Origin of the sequence: Labilibaculum manganireducens (assembly GCF_963665805.2) — a bacterium.
Taxonomy (GTDB): Bacteria; Bacteroidota; Bacteroidia; order Bacteroidales; family Marinifilaceae; genus Labilibaculum; species Labilibaculum manganireducens.
The window spans coordinates 1,655,714-1,674,224 of record NZ_CAXXEE010000003.1; the positions used below are offsets into that span (position 1 = coordinate 1,655,714).

Here is an 18,511-nt window from a genome sequence, read left to right on the forward strand (position 1 = left end):
GCAATGTAAATAAAAGATGCGCACTATAAAATTCATATTACAAAAAGAGTTTCTTCAGATTTTTAGAAACAAAAGTATGTTGCCTGTAATTTTTGTTATGCCAATTATTCAGCTTTGTGTATTGGTATTTGCAGCAACTTACGAAATGAAAAATACCAATTTATTTGTTGTTGATAAAGATCTTTCCAGCCATTCCCGTGAACTGATTTCCAAATTTAACGGTTCTCCTTTTTTTACGGTTAAGGATATCGATTTTTCGATTAATAACGCTGAAGATGAGTTGTTAAAGGACGATGTTGATGCGATTCTGGTTTTTGAAAATGGCTTTGGAAAGTTGGTGGATAAAAAAGAGCCTGCAGAGGTTCAGGTGTTGGTAAATGCAATAGATGCCAGTGCTGCCGGATTATACAATGCCTACATTTTATCGGTAATACAGGAATATAATTTGCAGCTCAAAGCTAAACTTCAGATTGTAGGAAAAGACAACGGAATTCATTTGGTTCAAAATACATATTCCTTTTTGTTTAATCCTGAAATGAAATACATTCCCTATATGCTGCCGGGAATTCTGGTTTTATTGGTAACTGTAATTGGCCTGTTTTTATCTGCAATGAATGTGGTGCGCGAAAAAGAAATTGGGACTATCGAACAAATTAACGTGACACCAATTAAAAAATATCAATTCCTTATTGGAAAGCTAATCCCGTTTTTGGTGATTGGTTTTTTTGAACTGGGAGTTGGTTTGCTGCTAGCTGCATTTGTGTTCAAAATTCCAATTTTAGGTTCGGTTTGGTTAATTTATTTAGTTGCATTTGTTTATCTGCTTACTATTTTAGGAATTGGCTTATTTATATCAACCCAAACCGATACGCAGCAACAAGCCATGTTTATTGCCTGGTTTTTCATGATTATTTTTATCATGATGAGTGGGTTGTTTACGCCCACCGATAGTATGCCCATGTGGGGACAAAAACTGAATTATTTAAATCCTGTCGCTTATTTCATTAAAATAATTAGAATGATTATGCTGAAGGGATCCGGATTTATGGATGTTGCAAAGGAGTTGAGTATTCTGGGAGTGTACGCTGTTGCAATACTGGGGATTGCCGTAAATCGGTATCGAAAAGTTGCTTAACAACTTTTATTTTTGTCTGATTCTAAAGGAAGCTTGCAAGTGTAAAGAATACTTACGCTTACAAAGTCTTGACTTTGTGCGATTATAGTCTGCTTGTAAATAGGATGAGTTAACTGATCACTCTACTTTTACTGAAGTTGAATGTTGAATTTATTGAAACAGGGGATTATTTACCGATAATAATGTGACGTTAACCTATTTCTAATTTCATGTTTTGTCAATATAATTTTATTTTGAGATCTATTTAAATCTTCCATCATGTTTGCAGAACATTATAAATTTCATGAGCCATTACATCTGGAGTTTCTTAAAATTGAAAGGAAGCGGGTTGGCATCATTTTAGTTCTTTTCGTAATCAGCTCCGTTTTAATTCCAGTGCTGCATCATTTAAGTCCTAATTTACTGAGAGCCTCTTTGAATAACAAAAAGTTTGTTGATTCGATGTTCTTTTGGTGGATGATTTTTTTCCTGTTCGAAATTTTTGTCTTTATCCGGATGAATTGGCTCATTAGAAACAAGCGCTCCATTTCTAAAAAAATTTTGATTCCCAATTTAATTATGGAGTTTGGATTACCAGCCGTTATTCTACTTAATGCAATAAAATATGACAACTCACTTTTGCTGTTGGAATACGATGGGCTTACTTTTTATTTTTTGCTTTTGATGCTGTCGGCAATGCATCTTGATTTTAAGATCTCTCTGGGTGCCGGTATATTGGCTTGCATTGGATATTGGGGCGTTTCTTACTGGGGAATACAATTTTTGAAACCTGCTGGAGATGTTGAGCAAATGATTGAAATTTATTTGATGAGGAGTATGGGTTTGTTGTCAGCAGGAATAATTGCAGGTGTGGTAGCAGCAGAAATACGAAAGAGAGTGAATAATCTGCTGAAAGCAAAAGATGATCAAAATGAAATGGAATCTCTTCTTGGTCAGCAGTTATCAACACATATAGCGAAAGAATTGATTTTGCATAAAAATGATAAGGTAGGGCAAAAAATAACAGGATCTATTATGTTCATGGATATTCGTAATTTCACATCAATGGCCGATCAGCAGAGTCCTGAAGAAACTATCGAATTTCAAAATGCAATTTTTGATCCTCTTATCCGGATTATCGAGAAGAATAATGGAATTATTCACCAAATATTGGGGGATGGATTCATGGCTTCTTTTGGTGTTGCAGTTGAAAATCCAAATCATGTGTTTGATGCTTATTGTGCGGGTGTTCAAATAGTCGAAGTTATTAATCATTGCAGGAATGAGATAAACGGCGATAAAACCCGTGTTGGCATAGGTCTTCATTGTGGCGAAGTAATTACGGGGAATATAGGGAATGAAATCCGAAAACAATTTTCCATTGCGGGCAAAAATGTAATAATAGCTTCCCGAATAGAACAGTTGAATAAGCAATTCGATTCACAATTTTTAGTGAGCAGGGCAGTCGCCGATCAATTAAATGGCAATCGTAATACTTTAATTAATCATGGAAAAATTAAGATGAAAGGAATTGATGAAAAAATTGAATTGTTTCAGGTGGTATAATTCATTAAAAACCAGCATTCCTCGCACCAAGTAACTTCAGTTTTGTTTTTATGCTCTCGTATTAAACAGCTTCTGTTCTGCGTTTTTTTCATTTTAAATACCATTTTATTCATAATTATGCTTTTCTGATTGCTTTAAAGCAGATGATCCTATACCTTATATATAGAGCTTGATTTTGTTCAATTGACTTGTTTTAGTGATTAAATAAATTATATTTGTGATAAAAATCCCTATTTTTAATATTTATAAATAGAGGCTAATTTAGAATGGTATTACGAAAAAATATAAACATTTTTGTAGTCTTAATAGTAAAAAGAATGTACTGGCTTGTTGCTGGGATGAGTTGTGATGTTGAAATATAACAAGTTGAATCAAATTACATTTAATGATTGTAAGAAGATTAGTATCAATAATTATCGTTGTGGTTCTGGTTATTCTTGACCAGACCTTAAGTTTCTCTACACAGGAAGCTCCCGCTGTGCCGATCAATAACAGTATCGAAGCAGTGTCTCATAGAATTTCAAATAAATTATCTGATTGCGACCAAACTAAAAGGGCAGATAAAATACTAAATCGCTTTTTAAGGAAGTGGGAAGTTGCAGGCGCAACCATTGCTGTTGTTAAAGATGGTAAATTGGTTTTTGCGAAAGGCTATGGTTATTCTGATGTGGATAAAGAGAAAGAGGTTGTGCCATCCAGTTTGTTTCGAATTGCGAGCGTTTCTAAATTGGTTACTGCAACGGCAATTATGAAATTGCAGGAGGAAGGTAAATTACATTTAGATGATTACGTTTTTGGGGAACATGGTATTCTGAATGATGAGACATACAGCAACATTAAGGATAAGCGAACCAAAAGAATTACTGTGGAGCATTTACTGCGTCATTCATCTGGATTTTCAAGCAAATACGGAGATCCAATGTTTTTGCCTTTGGCAATAGCAAAAAAAATGAATGTTGAACCACCAATCGATGCTCAAACTACGATTCAGTTTGCCTTATCAAGAAGATTAAGCTTTACGCCCGGAACCAGAGGGAGTTATTCTAACCTGGGTTACGTTATTCTCGAGAAAGTAATTGAGAAACTGGCTGAAGAACCCTATGAAGAATATGTTCAAGCTCATATTTTAAATCCTTCAGGAATTTTTGATATGCATTTAGGGAAAAGCCTTCAAAAGGATCACTTCCCTAATGAGGTAAATTATTACGAGCAGTCTGATGCGATTAAGATTTCTTCGTTTGACGGATCTGGAAAAACTGTTTTTAGAAGCAATGGTGGAAATAATTTGGAAGTTCTTGGTGGTGCAGGTGGTTGGATTGCATCAGGCGCTGAACTGATTAAATTTATGATGGCCATTGATGGTGATGATACTCTTCCAGACATTCTTTCCAGAAAAAGCATAAAATATATGACTACGCCCAATAAGCTTGGGCATAGTCCAATTGGCTGGAAAGGAACCCGAGGTGATGGTACATGGTGGAGAACTGGTACTTTAGCAGGAAGTTCTGCTTTGTTAAAGCACAATAAAAATGGCGTAAGCTATGTAATCATTACAAATAGTTCTACTTGGCGCGGCTCCGATTTTACTAAGGATTTAAGCGCGCTGATGACTCAATTTTTAAGGTCGGTAAAGGAATGGCCGAATCATGATCTTTTTAATCATTTTGAAGCCCGCCAAGAGGTAATTGCTCTTGATAAATTACCGTCCTATCAAGATTGGAGCTAAATCTAATTTTTCTGCGTCTCTTTTTCAGAGTAAATTTAGTTTTTGATTGCTCCCAAATTTCATTTGAGTATTCGTCGTGTATTTTAATTGTTCATTGAAAGGTTTCGTTGTTATTTGTGCAATGTGGTTTACTTATGCGATTTAGGTGATTACTCAAATAAATTAGATCCTTTCTTTGTATTTCCGATAAAGTGATGGGTTTTGTGATAATTTATTACTAAAAATCAAACTAATTAGATAAATTGAAGTAAAATATCATTAAATGATATTGAATTCTAATCAAGTTTGGTATTTTTGCATTCAAATTGAATAATACACAAACACAAACATACTTAACAAATGGAAACTCGTAGAATCTTAGCTATTAATCCTGGCTCCACATCTACTAAGATCGCTGTATTTCAGGGAGATAAATCCGTCTTTTTGAAAAATATAAAACATTCGAACGAAGAATTGGCTCAGTTTGGTAAAATTTCTGAACAGTTCGAATTTCGTAAGAATATTATTATGAAAGAGCTGGTAGATGCAGAAATTCAAATAGATTTAATCGAAGCAGTTGTCGGAAGAGGAGGATTGGTTAAACCAATTGAATCTGGAATTTACTCAGTAAACGAGCGCTTGAAAGAAGATTTAAGAATTGGTGTTCTTGGAGAGCATGCGAGTAATTTAGGTGGTTTAATAGCCGATAATATTGCTCAGGCATTACCAAGAGCGAAAGCTTATATTGCAGATCCGGTTGTTGTTGATGAAATGATTGATGTTGCCAGAATATCAGGGCATCCGGAATTTCAAAGAGTGTCTATTTTTCATGCTCTGAATCAGAAAGCAATTGGCCGGGCTTTTGCGCAGTCGGTTGATAAAAAGTATGAGGAAATTAATGTGATTGTTGCTCACTTAGGGGGCGGAATTTCTGTAGGTGCTCACTGTAAAGGACGAGTAATTGATGTAAACAATGCTTTAGATGGTGAAGGACCGTTTTCTCCTGAGAGATCGGGTACGCTTCCTGCCGGAGCATTGGCAAAACTTTGTTTTAGCGGAGACTATACCCTTGAAGATGTAAAAAAAATGATCAAGGGCGAAGGAGGTTTGGTTGCTCATTTAGGAACAAATGATGCTTATGATGTTGAGTTAAAAGCCAAAGCCGGTGATGCAAATGCAAAATTGATTCAGGATGCTATGTCATATCAGGTTGGGAAATCTATTGGAGAAATGGCAGCAGTTTTAAAAGGTAAGGTGGATGGAATTCTGCTGACAGGTGGAATTGCTCATAATCCGGATTTGGTAAATTATATAAAAGAAATGGTTTCCTTTATTGCTCCTGTGGTTGTATATCCCGGAGAAGATGAAATGAAAGCACTGGCAATGAATGGATATATGGTTCTGCGTGGTGAAATTCAGCCCCGGGAATATTGCTAATAATATAACAGTCTAATAAAGAAAGCCTTCGGTAATGCACCGAAGGCTTTTTTTGTGTTGTATGTGAAAAACTACAGTTTAAAAGAAGTCTAAATTCAAATTAGCTATGTTTTACAGCATCACCTGTTTAATATAAAGAAAAATTATTATGCAAATTTATTTAGTAAGATATTATATTTTATAGGGTGTTTGTTGATTTTGATATATTATGTGATGTTGATTTTTTTAGTAAAACGTTTAATGTGTTGTATTAGAGTTGGTAAAATTAAATAGAGAAAAATTTCTTTATTTTTTTTATCTTCAAAGAGAAACTCTATTAATATTAACTCTTAAACCATTACTTTATGGATTTTCAAGAAAAATTAGTGCAGGATTTGGTTTCCAAACATGGGAAAGACCGGGAAAATCTGCTTCCAATTTTACAGGGAGTGATTGATCAGGAGCGATTTCTTTCTGAGGAAGCAATTCTAAAAATTTCGAAGGAAATGAGTATTCCAGCTGCAGATGTTTATGGAACTGCAAGTTTTTACTCTTTTCTGGATATTGAACCACGAGGGAAGTATGTAATTCGTGTATGTAAAACCATCACGTGTGCAATGAAGGGGAAAAATCAAATTGTTCTCGCATTAGAGAATTTTTTGAAAATTAAAGTTGGTGAAACTACAATTGATAAAAAATTTACCATTCTTCAAACAAACTGTTTGGGGTGGTGCCACAAGGCTCCTGCCATGTTAATAAACGATGAGGTATATACAGAGCTAAGTCCGGAGAAAGTTGTGGATATTCTGCGTGAGTACAAGGAGAAAAATTAAACATCAAAACCTAACAAAGCAAAACTAACATCTAAATACCCTTAGGTATGACAACTACAGCAACTAAAAAACAACTTCATAGAATCGATTTAATCTTTAATAATGATGATGATTGTAAAGAGATTCTTCGAAATGCATTGTCAAGATCTGATCAGGAGATTGTCAATGAAATGGTGAATTCTGGTCTTAAAGGCAGAGGCGGGGCAGGTTTCCCTACAGGATTAAAATGGAAACTGACTGCTGAATCTAAAGAAAAAGAAAAATATGTAATCTGTAATGCAGATGAAGGAGAACCTGGAACGTTTAAAGACAGGGAAATATTAACCAGAGTACCTCATAAGGTTCTTTCGGGTATGGCTATGTGTGCCAAAATAATCGGAGCACAAAAAGGCTATATTTATTTAAGAGGAGAATATAAATTCTTAGTTCCTGATTTAAAGAAAGAGCTAAGAAAATTTCATGATATATTGGATGAGTTGGGATTGGATTTCCGGGTTGAAATTTTTTTAGGAAGCGGAGCATACATTTGTGGTGAAGAGAGTGCTCTGATTGAATCCATGGAAGGCAAAAGAGGGGAACCTAGAAATAAACCCCCATTTCCCAGTGTGAATGGTTTTAAAGGAAAACCTACAGTAGTTAATAATGTGGAAACTCTGGCACATTCATACACAATATTAAAATTTGGAGCCAAAAAGTTTAGAGATCTTGGAGTTAAGGATTCTCGTGGATCTAAGGTGTTTTCCGTATCAGGAGATACTCCAATACCGGGTATTTATGAGTTGGAATTAGGGATGACTGTTCAAGACTTTGTTGATGATTTTGGCGATGGCGATTGCAAGGCAGTTCAGGTTGGTGGAGCATCAGGTTTTTTGGTTCCGCGTAAGCGATTTGGAAAAACGACTATTGGTTATGAAGGGAAATTAACTGGTATATCCTTGCCTACCGGAGGATCCATGATGATCTTTAATAGTTCACGATCCATGTATAATGTTCTTAATAATTATCTGGAATTCTTTGAGGAAGAATCTTGCGGACAGTGCACTCCTTGCCGGGTTGGATGTCAGCAGCTTTTAAAAGGAATTAAAGCGGTTAAACGTGGCGAAAAACCAACCTCTTATCTCGATCAACTACTTAAATTAACTGAAACCATGAAGTTGACAGCTAAATGTGGATTGGGTCAATCAGTGGCGAATTCGTTTTCGTCTATTGTCGAAAATTTCCGCGAGGAGATGATTTATTAGGGAGAAAATAACCAATCTGAATTTTGAACAATTTAAACTAAAATTGATATGTCAAACATGGTGAATTTAACAATTAATGGAATAGCTGTTAGTGTTGAGGAAAATAAGACCATACTCGAGGCAGCAAAACATCTCCATATAAAAATACCAACGCTTTGTTATCACAAAGACCTTTGTGTAGCAGGAAACTGCAGAGTTTGCGTTGTCGAACAAGTGGGTAATCATAAATTAGTAGCATCCTGTGCCACTCCTGTTGCAGAGGGGATGGAGATCAATACAAACACTTTAAAGGTAAGAAATTGCCGCAAGCATATTATTGAGCTTTTACTCACAGAGCATAGAGAAGAGTGTACAAAATGCTATCGTAACGGGCATTGCGAATTGCAGGCATTATCTGCAGAATATCAAATCACAAATCAGGATTTTATTGATTTGGTACCGGATAAAAATTATACCGTTGACAGGCTTTCTCCCGCAATTGAGAAGGATGACAGCAAGTGTATCCGTTGTCAGAGATGTGTTCGTACATGTGCTGAAATACAGAGTGTTGGTGCTATTGCAGTTGCTCATAAAGGATCTGAGATGAAGATTTCTACATTTTTTGATCGATCGCTTGACGAAGTTGTTTGTACCAATTGCGGTCAGTGTATTGTTCATTGTCCCACGGGCGCATTAACCGAAAAATCATATGTAGAGAAAGTATGGGATGCGCTCGCCGATCCGGATACACACGTTATTGTACAAACAGCTCCGGCCGTTCGTGTTGGATTGGGAGAGGAATTGGGTTTAGGACTGGGAACCCGAGTTACAGGCAAAATGGTTTCTGCTTTAAAAAGATTGGGTTTTGATTCCGTTCTGGATACCAATTTTACCGCTGATTTAACCATTATGGAGGAAGGAACAGAATTGCTAACCCGATTAAAGCGGGCACTTGTGGATGATGATCCTGATGTTGCCTTGCCAATGGCTACTTCTTGTTCGCCGGGTTGGGTAAAATACATAGAGCATAAGTATCCTGAGTATCTGCCTAATCTTTCTACTTGTAAATCACCGCAACAAATGTTTGGCGCTTTGGCTAAGACGTATTACGCTAAAAATGTAAATGTTGCGCCGGAGAATATCGTATCTGTTTCTATTATGCCTTGTACGGCTAAGAAATTTGAGGCAAATCGTCCTGAAATGAAAGACAGCGGTTATAAGGATGTTGATTATGTATTGACTACCAGAGAATTGGCTGTAATGATAAAACAAGCAGGTATCGAATTCGAAAAATTAAATGATGAAATTTTTGATTCAATAATGGGTGTCGGTTCTGGTGCAGGAGCTATTTTTGGTGCTACTGGCGGTGTTATGGAAGCTGCATTAAGAACGGCTTACGAGATAGTTACAGGCCGCGAAGTTCCATTTGATAATTTGGAGATTATTCCGGTTCGTGGCTTGGAAGGAGTAAAAGAGGCAACTGTTAAAATTGAGGGAACTGTTGAGGCATGGAATTTTCTGGAAGGAGCCGAATTAAAATGCGCAATAACTAATGGTCTCGAGAATGCTCACAAATTGCTGGAAGCAATTAAGAGAGGCGATAAATTCTATCATTTTATTGAGATAATGGCTTGTCCGGGTGGATGTTTAGGCGGTGGTGGTCAGCCATTCCCTGTTGATAATGAAATTCGATTACAGAGGATGAATGCTCTTTACGAAGAGGATAGAAATCTTCCAATTCGAAAATCTCATGAAAATCCTGAAATTGTTCAGATTTATAAGGAGTTTTTGGATGAGCCTCTAAGTCATAAATCACATAAACTTCTTCATACTTCTTACGTGAAGAGGGAACAGTATTAGTGTTTAATTAAAGACTAATGAGTGGTTATTGGTAAGTAAAAAAAGATCCGGTGTAGCCGGATCTTTTGTTTGTCTTTAAAATTGATTGATCACTTTTCGAATAGCAACCAGTTTAGTCAATAAATCTTCTAAATAATCCAGGTGAAGCATGTTGGCTCCATCCGATTTTGCGTTTGCCGGATCAGGATGAGTTTCGATGAAGATTCCATCCACACCAACAGCAATACCTGCTTTGGCAACAGTTTCGATTAATTCAGGGCGACCACCGGTAACTCCGCTTGTTTGGTTTGGTTGTTGCAACGAGTGTGTAATATCCAAAACCACAGGACAATTATTCTCTTGCATCACAGGAATTCCTCTGTAATCTATAATCATATCCTGATACCCAAACATATTTCCGCGATCTGTTAAGATCACTTGGTTATTTCCCGATTCGCGCACTTTATTTACTGCAAATTTCATCGATTCAGCAGAAAGAAACTGGCCTTTTTTAATATTAACAACTTTTCCTGTTTCTGCTGCAGCAACCAATAAATCAGTTTGGCGGCATAAAAAAGCAGGAATCTGCAAGACATCAACATAAGCAGCAGCCATTGCTGCCTCTTCAGCAGTGTGAATATCTGTAACAGTAGGTACGCCAAAAGTATCGCTTACCTTTTTCAAGATTTTTAAAGCTTTTTCATCACCAATACCTGCAAAAGAATCTAATCTGGATCGGTTTGCTTTTCGGTATGATCCCTTAAAAATGAAAGGGATTTCAAGCTTATCGGTAATCTGAACAATTCGCTCAGCAATTTTCATGGCAATTTCTTCACCTTCAATGGCACACGGACCGGCCAAAAGAAAGAAGTTACCACTATCTGTATGTTTTATATTTGGAATATTTTCTATCATGATGTTCTAATTTATTTAGAAGCTGTTTAAATTTATTTTTAGAAATTTTTATCGAAGAAAAAAAAACTCAGAATAAGGCAAATTTGATGCGAATAGTGGTTCTATTTAAAGATAATTTAACGCAATTATGAGGTTTTTGACTTATAAAAAAGCGAAAATATAAATCTTTAAACAGTTTCTTAGGGCAAAAGTAACAATTTTTGCTTGTTTAAGCAGAAATTAAAACCTGTTCTTCCACCAGCTTCTTAATCTTTCCCAAATTTTTAATTCCTGAGCATTTTGCTGTGGTATGTACAATCTTTGAGTTTTTATTTGATCCGGAAGGTATTGCTGATCTACAAAATTACCCGGATAATCATGGGAGTATAAATAGTCCTTTTTGTACCCCAGATCTTTCATTAGTTTGGTTGGAGCATTTCGTAAATGAAGAGGCACAGGTAAATTTCCAGTTTCTCTAACCAATGCCTGAGCTCTGCCAATTGCCATGTAAGCAGCATTACTTTTGGGCGAAGTTGCCAGATAAATGGCTGTTTCGGATAAAATAATGCGTGATTCCGGCATTCCAACCAAATTAACCGATTGAAAACAGGCATTTGCAAGCAAAAGGGCATTCGGATTTGCCAGTCCAATATCTTCACTCGCCGATATTACCAGTCTTCGGGCAATAAATTTTGGTTGTTCTCCACCTTCAATCATTCGGGCCAGCCAATACACAGCAGCATCAGGATCTCCGCCACGAATTGATTTTATTAGAGCAGAAGCAATGTCAAAATGCTGTTCTCCATCCTTATCATACATCGAGGGGTTTTCCTGCAACTCTCTGGTCACCATTTCGTTGGTAATGCTTATTGATGTGGTATTTTGAGAATTCACAACCAATTCCAGAATGTTTAAAAGTTTTCGGGCATCTCCACCTGAAAATTTTAGCAGTGCATCTTTTTCAGGAGTAAGAATTTCTTTTTCTTTTAGGTAGCTGTCGTTGGCAACAGCATAATCAATCAGGGCTTCCAAATCTGCTTTCTCCTGAGCCTTTAGCACATAAACCTGGCATCTTGAAAGCAAGGGAGATATTACTTCGAAGGATGGATTTTCTGTTGTTGCTCCAATCAAAGTTACGGTTCCATTTTCAACAGCTCCCAATAATGAATCCTGCTGCGATTTACTGAATCGATGGATTTCATCAATAAATAAAATGGGATTTGGAGTATTGAAGAATTTTTGTTTTTCAGCTTTGGAAATTACTTCCCGTACATCTTTTACTCCCGAATTTACAGCCGAAAGAGTATAGAATGGCCGGTTGAGTTGTTTGGCGATGATTTTGGCCAAAGTTGTTTTACCAACACCGGGAGGTCCCCATAAAATGAATGAGGACACATTGCCTGATTCAATCATTTTACGTAAAACGGCGTTTTCCCCGACCAAATGTTTCTGACCTAGATAATTTTTCAGATCAGTGGGGCGTAATCGTTCAGCTAAGGGTTGATTGGGAGTCATGTATTTTGTATTCTGTTTGTTATGCTTGATTTAGTCTTTATTGCAGTATCTTTTAATTACGTTGTAAGCATCAATTAAGCCCAATTCGCCGGCCTTACTTAAATCTTCGTAAGCCAGATCCTTCTGATCAAGAAATAGATAGACTAAACCTCGGTTATAGTATGCCTCAGTAAAATTAGGATCCAGTTGAATCACCCAATCGTAATCGGCAATAGCCTTTTTAAATTGTTTCGATTTGGCATATGCGTTACCTCGGTTGTATATGGAAAACAAGAAGGATGGATCGAGTTGTATTGCCTTTGTGTAATCGGCAATAGCACTGCTGTAATCCACAATTGTCTCGTTTTTCTTTTTCTTTTGTTCCGGATCAAGATTAAGTAACGATTCTCCTGCTTCACCAATGGATTGAATGTAATCGGTCATAGCAGCAGATGCATTCGCACGATTGAAATAAGCAAAGCAAAAATCGTTTTTATTCTCAATTGCGATACTAAAATCCTCAATTGCCTTATTAAATTTCTTGTCTAACAAATAGTAAGTTCCACGTTGAAAGTAGCCATCGGCATTCTTTGCTTCAATCTTAGAATTGGCATTCGCAATCTGTTCGTCAATTATTTTCTTGGGGTATTTAAAATGTCTGTTATTAATTGTAAATGCCGGATTGTAATTTTGTTTTTGATTGTAATTCATTATTGCCTGGTCGTAATATTGAACCTTACCGGCTCGTAAAGTATCAAGATCCAAGTGAGTAATGTGAAAATTATCTTCTAACTGTATGGTAACATATTTATCCTGAACACGGCCTTTAATGATGTCCTCGGTAAAGGATTCCCTTGAATTTAAGTCGATCAGTTTTTGGAAATTCTCAGTTGTATCAACAAAGGCCGACATGGCGCCTTCATTTTTCATTTTTTTATAGCGCTCGATAATGAGCAAAGCCTGATTTCTATCCTGAATGGAACCATCAATATTATTCAATTGTCGTTTTGCCGAAGATCTTGCCAAATATGCTTTTGCAAAATCAGGATAAATTTTAATGGCTGTTGTGTAATCTGCAATAGCACCCTTAAAATCTCCAATGTCCATTTTAACAAATCCCCGGTTAAAATAAATAAGCATGTTATCAGGATTCATTTCCAAAACATTGTTAAAATCCTCAATGGCCGAATTGTAGTCACCAATTTCAGATTTTAGTAAAGCTCTGTTGTAATAACAGTGTGCATTGTTTGGATCCAACTCCAGAACCGTATTGTAATCTTCAAGAGCTCCTTTGGGATTTTTATTTGCATAATTGGCAATTCCTCTACTCATAATTACCCGTGTGTTTTCCGGTTCTATTTTAAGAGCTCGGTCGTAATCTTTAATGGCTTCATCGTATTCTTTTTTCTTGAATTTTAAATAGCCTCTGTTTCCAAATGCATCTGCCGAAAATTCGTTCAGTTGAATGGCTTTACTGCAATCCTGGATTGCCCCATCAGTATCTCCAAGATTATCGCGGACAATTGATCTGTTAAGATAGGCACCCATTAACTCAGGATCTATTTGAATGGCTTTTGAATAATTTAGATTGGCTTCGTTGAATTTTTCAAGAGCAGCTAAACTGTTCGCTTTACTGAAATAGATATTCGCATTGTTAGGTTTGAATTCCAAAGCTTTTTCAAAATCTTTTAAAGCTCCCTGATAGTTTTTTAACTGATATTGGGCGATGCCCCGATAGAGATAAGCAAAAGTGTAATTTGGATTTAATTCCAGAGCTTTTGTGTAGTCAACAATTGCACCGTTAAAATCTTCGAGCTGTGATTTTGCCAGTCCTCTGAAAAAAAACGGCTCGGGAAGGTATGGCTTAACCCGAATAATATCATTAAACTTTGTGATTGCTTCGGTATAATCATCAAACTGAATAGCACTTCTACCTTTATCGAATATATTTTCGGTGTTTAATTGTGCGCTAAGCTCAAAAGAGGTTAAACTGAATAGGAAGAGAATCAAAAGGGTTATTCTGGGCATTCTATATGTTTTTATGAGTAAAAGTTATCCGGATTACAAATTTAAGAAATAATATACTCCTTCTTTTAAATAATCACTCTATATAACAAAAAACACGCCAAATGATTTCCGTTTTTTCTTAAAAAGCCTTAAATTAAGAATAGAGCTTAAACTAATTACAGGAGGTTGAAATGAATAATATTCTGTTAAAGTACATGGAGAGTCGGTTTCAATCCAAAATAATTGATCCCCGAAGAGGTGTTTTTTGTGAAGGACCGGTAGTTACTATTTCACGGGAGTGTGGCTGTACTGCAATAAATATTGCAAATATGATGGCGGAAAAGCTTACCCTAAAAACAGGGAATAAGTGGACTTGCTTAACCAAGGAAATTCTTGAACAATCTGCAAAAGAATTGAATTTAGCGCCTGAGAAAATTGAATATGTTTTTAATTCGAAGGAGAAATCAACCTGGGATGAAATTTTAGCCGCTTTGTCGAGTAAATATTATCAAAGTGACCGTAAGATTAAAAAGACTATTTCGGATGTTGTTCGGGCATTTGCATCCAAAGGGAACTGCATTATAATTGGTAGAGGGGGAGTCGTTCTTACACAGAATATTGAACGGTCGTTTCATATTAAGCTACATGCTCCATTGGAATGGAGAGCTGCACAATTGCAGGAAATTTACAAGTTGAGTACCATCGAAATGTTGTCTTACGCAAAAGAGATTGATAAGAAAAGAGAGATTTTAAGAAACTATTTTAATAAAGAACCTCTTTCCAATACTGTTTTTGATGTGATTTATAACTCGAAAAATTTATCAGATGAGATGATTGCCGAAGCGAGTATTCATATGATGGAGATGAAAGGAGTGCTTGGCAAACACATCGTAATGAGATAAAAACGGAATAATGTAATTTTTTGGAGAAATTAACTTTAGGTTGATTTCTCTTTTTTATGCGTTATATTTTTAATTTATAATTAATACAACTTGTATTGATAGTATTTCATCGAAAAAATGAATGAAAACAGGCTGTTGACTTGCTTGTAATCGTGATTTTATTACTTTTGCAACCGTTTGAAAAGAGAATATTAAAGCAAAATATGATGAAAATTAAATTCCTTAGCGTATTGCTTTTAGCTGCAGGCATGTTACTGTCTACCGCAGTTAAAGCAGAGAAAAAAGAAAAAGAGGAGAAGAAAGAAGGTTATGTTTTTACTGATGTTAAAAGATTACCTGCTACTTCTGTAAAAAATCAACACAGATCTGGTACCTGCTGGTCATTTTCAGGATTATCATTTATCGAATCAGAAATGATTAGAATGGGAAAACCAGAAACTGACTTGTCGGAAATGTTTGTGGTTTATAACTGTTATTCAGATAAATCGATTAAGCATGTAAGATTAAACGGCAAATTTAACTTTGGTGGCGGAGGTGCATTTCACGATGTAACTTATGTGATGAAAAATTATGGTATTGTTCCAGAAAGTGTTTACCAAGGCTTAAACTATGGAGAAGAAGGACACACACATGGAGAATTGGATGTTGTTTTGAATGATTATGTTGAGGCGGTTATTAAAAACAAAAACAAAAAACTTACGCCGGTTTGGCACAACGGATTTGACGGAATATTGGATGCTTATTTAGGAGAACTTCCTACCAAGTTCGATTATGAAGGAAAGGAATATACTCCAAAATCATTTGCCAAGGACTTTGTTGGTGTGAATCCTGATGATTATATCGAAATAACCTCTTATACTCACCATCCTTTTTATGAGAAATTTATTATTGAGGTGCCTGACAACTGGTTGTGGAATGAGGTTTACAATGTACCAATGAATGAGATGATGGAAATTATGGAAGGTGCAATCATGAAAGGTTACACAATTGGTTGGGCTTCTGATGTAAGTGAAAAAGGTTTTGCATACCGAAAAGGTGTTGCAATTGTTCCGGGAGTTGATACAAAGAATATGACTGATTCGGAGATTTCTAAATGGGAAAATCTTTCGAAAAAAGAAAAAGATGATAAATTATTTGATTTTGACGAGCCTGGTACTGAAAAAGTAATTACTCAGGAAATGCGTCAGGAAGCGTTCGATAATTACAACACTACTGATGATCATGGAATGCATATTGTTGGAATTGCCAAAGATCAAAAAGACAACAAATATTTCATTGTGAAGAACTCATGGGGTACTGATAATAATCCTTACGATGGGTATTTTTATGCTTCTTATCCGTTTGTTGCGTATAAAACAATGTCTTTTATGATTCATAAAGATGCATTGTCGAAAGAAATGAAAAAGAAATTGGGCTTGTAATTGCCTAATACTTATAATATTTGAACCCCGGCCAATTGGTCGGGGTTTTTGTTTTTTACATCTTTGTAGACAATTTGTTTTATATGAATGCTAATATTCTTTATCTTAGTGGCTGTTTATTACTGATAAATGAAATAAAAATCCACGTTTAACGGGATTTATAATAACTTGAATGTAAAGATATTAATTATGAAAAAGATTTTTTTAGTTGCAGTAATCTGTATGTTTTCAAGCGCATTGTTCGCACAATTATCTTCGCCGATAAATTTTGGTTTACACGCAGGATTGGTTAGCACCAAAGCTGATACTGATATGGGAGGGTTGTCAGGAATTAAAGAAAAAGCCGATAACGGAATGATGCTTGGAGCCTTTTTACGAATTAATTTGAATAAATGGTATGTACAGCCAGAGTTGAATTATGTGTCCAGAAAATCTCAACTTGATATTCTTGGGGAATCGTATGATATTAAAACGAAGAGTTTGGATATACCGATGTTATTGGGTTACAAAATTGTAAAATTGCCGGCATTCAAATTAAGAGCATTTGCAGGACCGGTTGCTTCTTTTAAAATTGACGATAGTCTTAAAAGTAGCGTAGAAGGAAAATTAGATGGAGATTTTAAAGGTGCTGTTTGGAATGCAAAATTTGGCGCTGGTGTTGATGTTTGGAAATTGACATTGGATGTTGATTATGAAGTTGGTCTTTCTGATGTTGCGAATGACCTAAAGCAAAATATGGTAAATGTAACTTTAGGATTTAAAATATTCTAAACTGCTTTTTCAATGATATTAAAAACTGCTGATTTCGATCAGCAGTTTTTTTTTGTGTGCTGAATATTTTTTGTAATTGCTATATTTACGTTTCTTCTAATCTTCGTTTAAAACAAATTTCAGTCATGTTACTAAGTCCCGAAAAAAAGTTAGATCTTCTAAAAGTACTGGATTTCCTTGTGGAACAGGATGTTGCATCCTTCCAGTTTTTAGCTGGCATTGCGGATGAAGTTAATTTTGCGAAAGGGGAAACGATATTTTCAAAAGGGGATTTGGGTGGAGCTGTATTTATTATTGCAAAAGGCTGTATTCAGATTCATGACGAAGGGCATATTTTTATTGAGCTGAAGGAAGGGAAAAGTTTTGGTGAGTATGCGCTGATAAAAACAGAAACTCGTTCAGCTTCTGCAAGTGCCAAAAGCGATTCTGTACTTCTGCGGATTACTGACGATCATATTCAGTTGCTTGAAGAAGAATTTGATGTTCGTATAATTGATGCCATCCTTAATCCACTCCGGAACATTCGGAAAAGAATGGTGGTAAAAGATCTTCTTGAGGAAGAATTAACTCAACAAAAGGCGACCATCGAAAAACAACGGAAAGAATTGGAGAGTTTGAATGCTACCAAAGACAAATTTTTCTCCATTATTGCGCATGACCTAAAAAATCCATTTGCTTCACTAATTGGAGCTTCAGATTTACTGGTTGAAAATGCTGATGAATTGTCTCAGGAACAAGTAAAAACTTTCTCAGGAATTATCAACCAGTCTGCTCGTCAGGCTTTTCGGTTATTAGAGAATTTATTAACATGGTCGAGAATGCAGACTGGTGTCATCGCATGGAAACCGAAAGAAATAGATTTATGGGATTTGGTGAACGAGGTTGTGATTTTGCATACCGGAAGCGCAGAAAATAAGGAGATCAATATAGAAGCAGTAATTGATGAGGATTTAAGGATTTTGGCTGATCCTAACATGATAAATACCGTTGTTCGTAACTTGGTATCCAATGCCATTAAATTTACTCCAAGGGGTGGCAGTATCACCGTTTCATCACATGTTACGCATAATCAGGTTGAGATTTGGGTGACTGATACAGGTATTGGAATTAATTCTGAGGGAAAGAAAAAACTATTTCGAATTGATGAACAGTTGATGAAATCGGGTACTGAAAATGAAACAGGAACAGGATTGGGGCTGATATTGTGCAAAGAATTTATTGAACTGCACAATGGGAACATTTGGGTAGAAAGCGAACCGGGGAAAGGCAGTTCTTTTAAGTTTTCTCTTCCTGTATCTTTATCTTCTTTATAATAACCTCTTAAAACAT

14 protein-coding genes are annotated in these 18,511 nt (G+C 35.9%); 11 read left to right on the forward strand and 3 right to left on the reverse strand.

What is annotated here, in order from left to right:
* Positions 1-16 precede the first annotated feature (16 nt).
* The 7 genes from ACHZAX_RS06270 (at position 17) to ACHZAX_RS06300 (ending at position 9,714) form a co-directional block, all read left to right on the forward strand.
* On the forward strand, positions 17-1,135 hold the full coding sequence (locus ACHZAX_RS06270) for an ABC transporter permease (RefSeq protein ID WP_320018447.1): 1,119 nt from the start codon (positions 17-19) through the stop codon (positions 1,133-1,135).
* Positions 1,136-1,393: 258 nt separating this feature from the next.
* Positions 1,394-2,680, forward strand: coding sequence for an adenylate/guanylate cyclase domain-containing protein (locus tag ACHZAX_RS06275; protein WP_320018448.1), 1,287 nt, complete (start codon positions 1,394-1,396; stop codon positions 2,678-2,680).
* Between the two features lie 385 nt (positions 2,681-3,065).
* Positions 3,066-4,406 (forward strand): serine hydrolase domain-containing protein, encoded by a 1,341-nt coding sequence (locus tag ACHZAX_RS06280; RefSeq protein WP_320018449.1) that lies wholly within the window; start codon positions 3,066-3,068, stop codon positions 4,404-4,406.
* Between the two features lie 339 nt (positions 4,407-4,745).
* Positions 4,746-5,822, forward strand: a complete 1,077-nt coding sequence (buk, locus tag ACHZAX_RS06285; protein WP_101310359.1) for a butyrate kinase — start codon at positions 4,746-4,748, stop codon at positions 5,820-5,822.
* Positions 5,823-6,166: 344 nt separating this feature from the next.
* Positions 6,167-6,634 (forward strand): NADH-quinone oxidoreductase subunit NuoE, encoded by a 468-nt coding sequence (gene nuoE / locus ACHZAX_RS06290; protein ID WP_101310358.1) that lies wholly within the window; start codon positions 6,167-6,169, stop codon positions 6,632-6,634.
* A gap of 47 nt (positions 6,635-6,681) precedes the next feature.
* Positions 6,682-7,875, forward strand: a complete 1,194-nt coding sequence (locus ACHZAX_RS06295) for an NADH-ubiquinone oxidoreductase-F iron-sulfur binding region domain-containing protein (RefSeq protein ID WP_101310357.1) — start codon at positions 6,682-6,684, stop codon at positions 7,873-7,875.
* Between the two features lie 57 nt (positions 7,876-7,932).
* Positions 7,933-9,714: an NADH-dependent [FeFe] hydrogenase, group A6 gene (locus ACHZAX_RS06300; RefSeq protein WP_245870374.1), complete on the forward strand. Its 1,782-nt coding sequence runs from the start codon at positions 7,933-7,935 to the stop codon at positions 9,712-9,714.
* A 75-nt stretch (positions 9,715-9,789) separates the two neighbouring features.
* On the opposite strand, the gene kdsA is transcribed toward ACHZAX_RS06300, so the two are convergent.
* The 3 genes from kdsA to ACHZAX_RS06315 form a co-directional block, all read right to left on the reverse strand.
* Entirely contained in the window at positions 9,790-10,608 is an 819-nt protein-coding gene (gene kdsA / locus ACHZAX_RS06305; protein WP_180327317.1) for a 3-deoxy-8-phosphooctulonate synthase, read from the reverse strand.
* 219 nt (positions 10,609-10,827) lie between these two features.
* Positions 10,828-12,102 (reverse strand): replication-associated recombination protein A, encoded by a 1,275-nt coding sequence (locus tag ACHZAX_RS06310; RefSeq protein WP_101310354.1) that lies wholly within the window; start codon positions 12,100-12,102, stop codon positions 10,828-10,830.
* A 30-nt stretch (positions 12,103-12,132) separates the two neighbouring features.
* Positions 12,133-14,109, reverse strand: coding sequence for a tetratricopeptide repeat protein (locus ACHZAX_RS06315; RefSeq protein WP_320018450.1), 1,977 nt, complete (start codon positions 14,107-14,109; stop codon positions 12,133-12,135).
* 170 nt (positions 14,110-14,279) lie between these two features.
* Between ACHZAX_RS06315 and ACHZAX_RS06320 the strand changes: the two genes are divergently transcribed.
* The 4 genes from ACHZAX_RS06320 (at position 14,280) to ACHZAX_RS06335 (ending at position 18,495) form a co-directional block, all read left to right on the forward strand.
* Positions 14,280-14,990: a cytidylate kinase-like family protein gene (locus ACHZAX_RS06320; RefSeq protein WP_320018451.1), complete on the forward strand. Its 711-nt coding sequence runs from the start codon at positions 14,280-14,282 to the stop codon at positions 14,988-14,990.
* Positions 14,991-15,196: 206 nt separating this feature from the next.
* Complete coding sequence (locus ACHZAX_RS06325; protein WP_320018452.1) at positions 15,197-16,411, forward strand: C1 family peptidase; 1,215 nt, start codon at positions 15,197-15,199, stop codon at positions 16,409-16,411.
* 189 nt (positions 16,412-16,600) lie between these two features.
* Positions 16,601-17,182 (forward strand): porin family protein, encoded by a 582-nt coding sequence (locus tag ACHZAX_RS06330; RefSeq protein WP_320018453.1) that lies wholly within the window; start codon positions 16,601-16,603, stop codon positions 17,180-17,182.
* Between the two features lie 125 nt (positions 17,183-17,307).
* Entirely contained in the window at positions 17,308-18,495 is a 1,188-nt protein-coding gene (locus ACHZAX_RS06335) for an ATP-binding protein (protein WP_320018454.1), read from the forward strand.
* The last annotated feature ends 16 nt before the right edge of the window (positions 18,496-18,511 follow it).

Excerpts from the sequence above, each read along its gene's own strand:
- ACHZAX_RS06300 (WP_245870374.1), top strand. The coding sequence starts at position 7,933 with ATGGTGAATTTAACAATTAATGGAATAGCTGTTAGTGTTGAGGAAAAT.
- ACHZAX_RS06275 (WP_320018448.1), top strand. The coding sequence starts at position 1,394 with ATGTTTGCAGAACATTATAAATTTCATGAGCCATTACATCTGGAGTTT.
- ACHZAX_RS06310 (WP_101310354.1), bottom strand. The coding sequence starts at position 12,102 with ATGACTCCCAATCAACCCTTAGCTGAACGATTACGCCCCACTGATCTG.
- ACHZAX_RS06320 (WP_320018451.1), top strand. The coding sequence starts at position 14,280 with ATGAATAATATTCTGTTAAAGTACATGGAGAGTCGGTTTCAATCCAAA.
- ACHZAX_RS06270 (WP_320018447.1), top strand. The coding sequence starts at position 17 with ATGCGCACTATAAAATTCATATTACAAAAAGAGTTTCTTCAGATTTTT.
- ACHZAX_RS06335 (WP_320018454.1), top strand. The coding sequence starts at position 17,308 with ATGTTACTAAGTCCCGAAAAAAAGTTAGATCTTCTAAAAGTACTGGAT.
- buk (WP_101310359.1), top strand. The coding sequence starts at position 4,746 with ATGGAAACTCGTAGAATCTTAGCTATTAATCCTGGCTCCACATCTACT.
- ACHZAX_RS06315 (WP_320018450.1), bottom strand. The coding sequence starts at position 14,109 with ATGCCCAGAATAACCCTTTTGATTCTCTTCCTATTCAGTTTAACCTCT.
- ACHZAX_RS06295 (WP_101310357.1), top strand. The coding sequence starts at position 6,682 with ATGACAACTACAGCAACTAAAAAACAACTTCATAGAATCGATTTAATC.
- nuoE (WP_101310358.1), top strand. The coding sequence starts at position 6,167 with ATGGATTTTCAAGAAAAATTAGTGCAGGATTTGGTTTCCAAACATGGG.
- ACHZAX_RS06325 (WP_320018452.1), top strand. The coding sequence starts at position 15,197 with ATGAAAATTAAATTCCTTAGCGTATTGCTTTTAGCTGCAGGCATGTTA.
- kdsA (WP_180327317.1), bottom strand. The coding sequence starts at position 10,608 with ATGATAGAAAATATTCCAAATATAAAACATACAGATAGTGGTAACTTC.
- ACHZAX_RS06280 (WP_320018449.1), top strand. The coding sequence starts at position 3,066 with ATGATTGTAAGAAGATTAGTATCAATAATTATCGTTGTGGTTCTGGTT.
- ACHZAX_RS06330 (WP_320018453.1), top strand. The coding sequence starts at position 16,601 with ATGAAAAAGATTTTTTTAGTTGCAGTAATCTGTATGTTTTCAAGCGCA.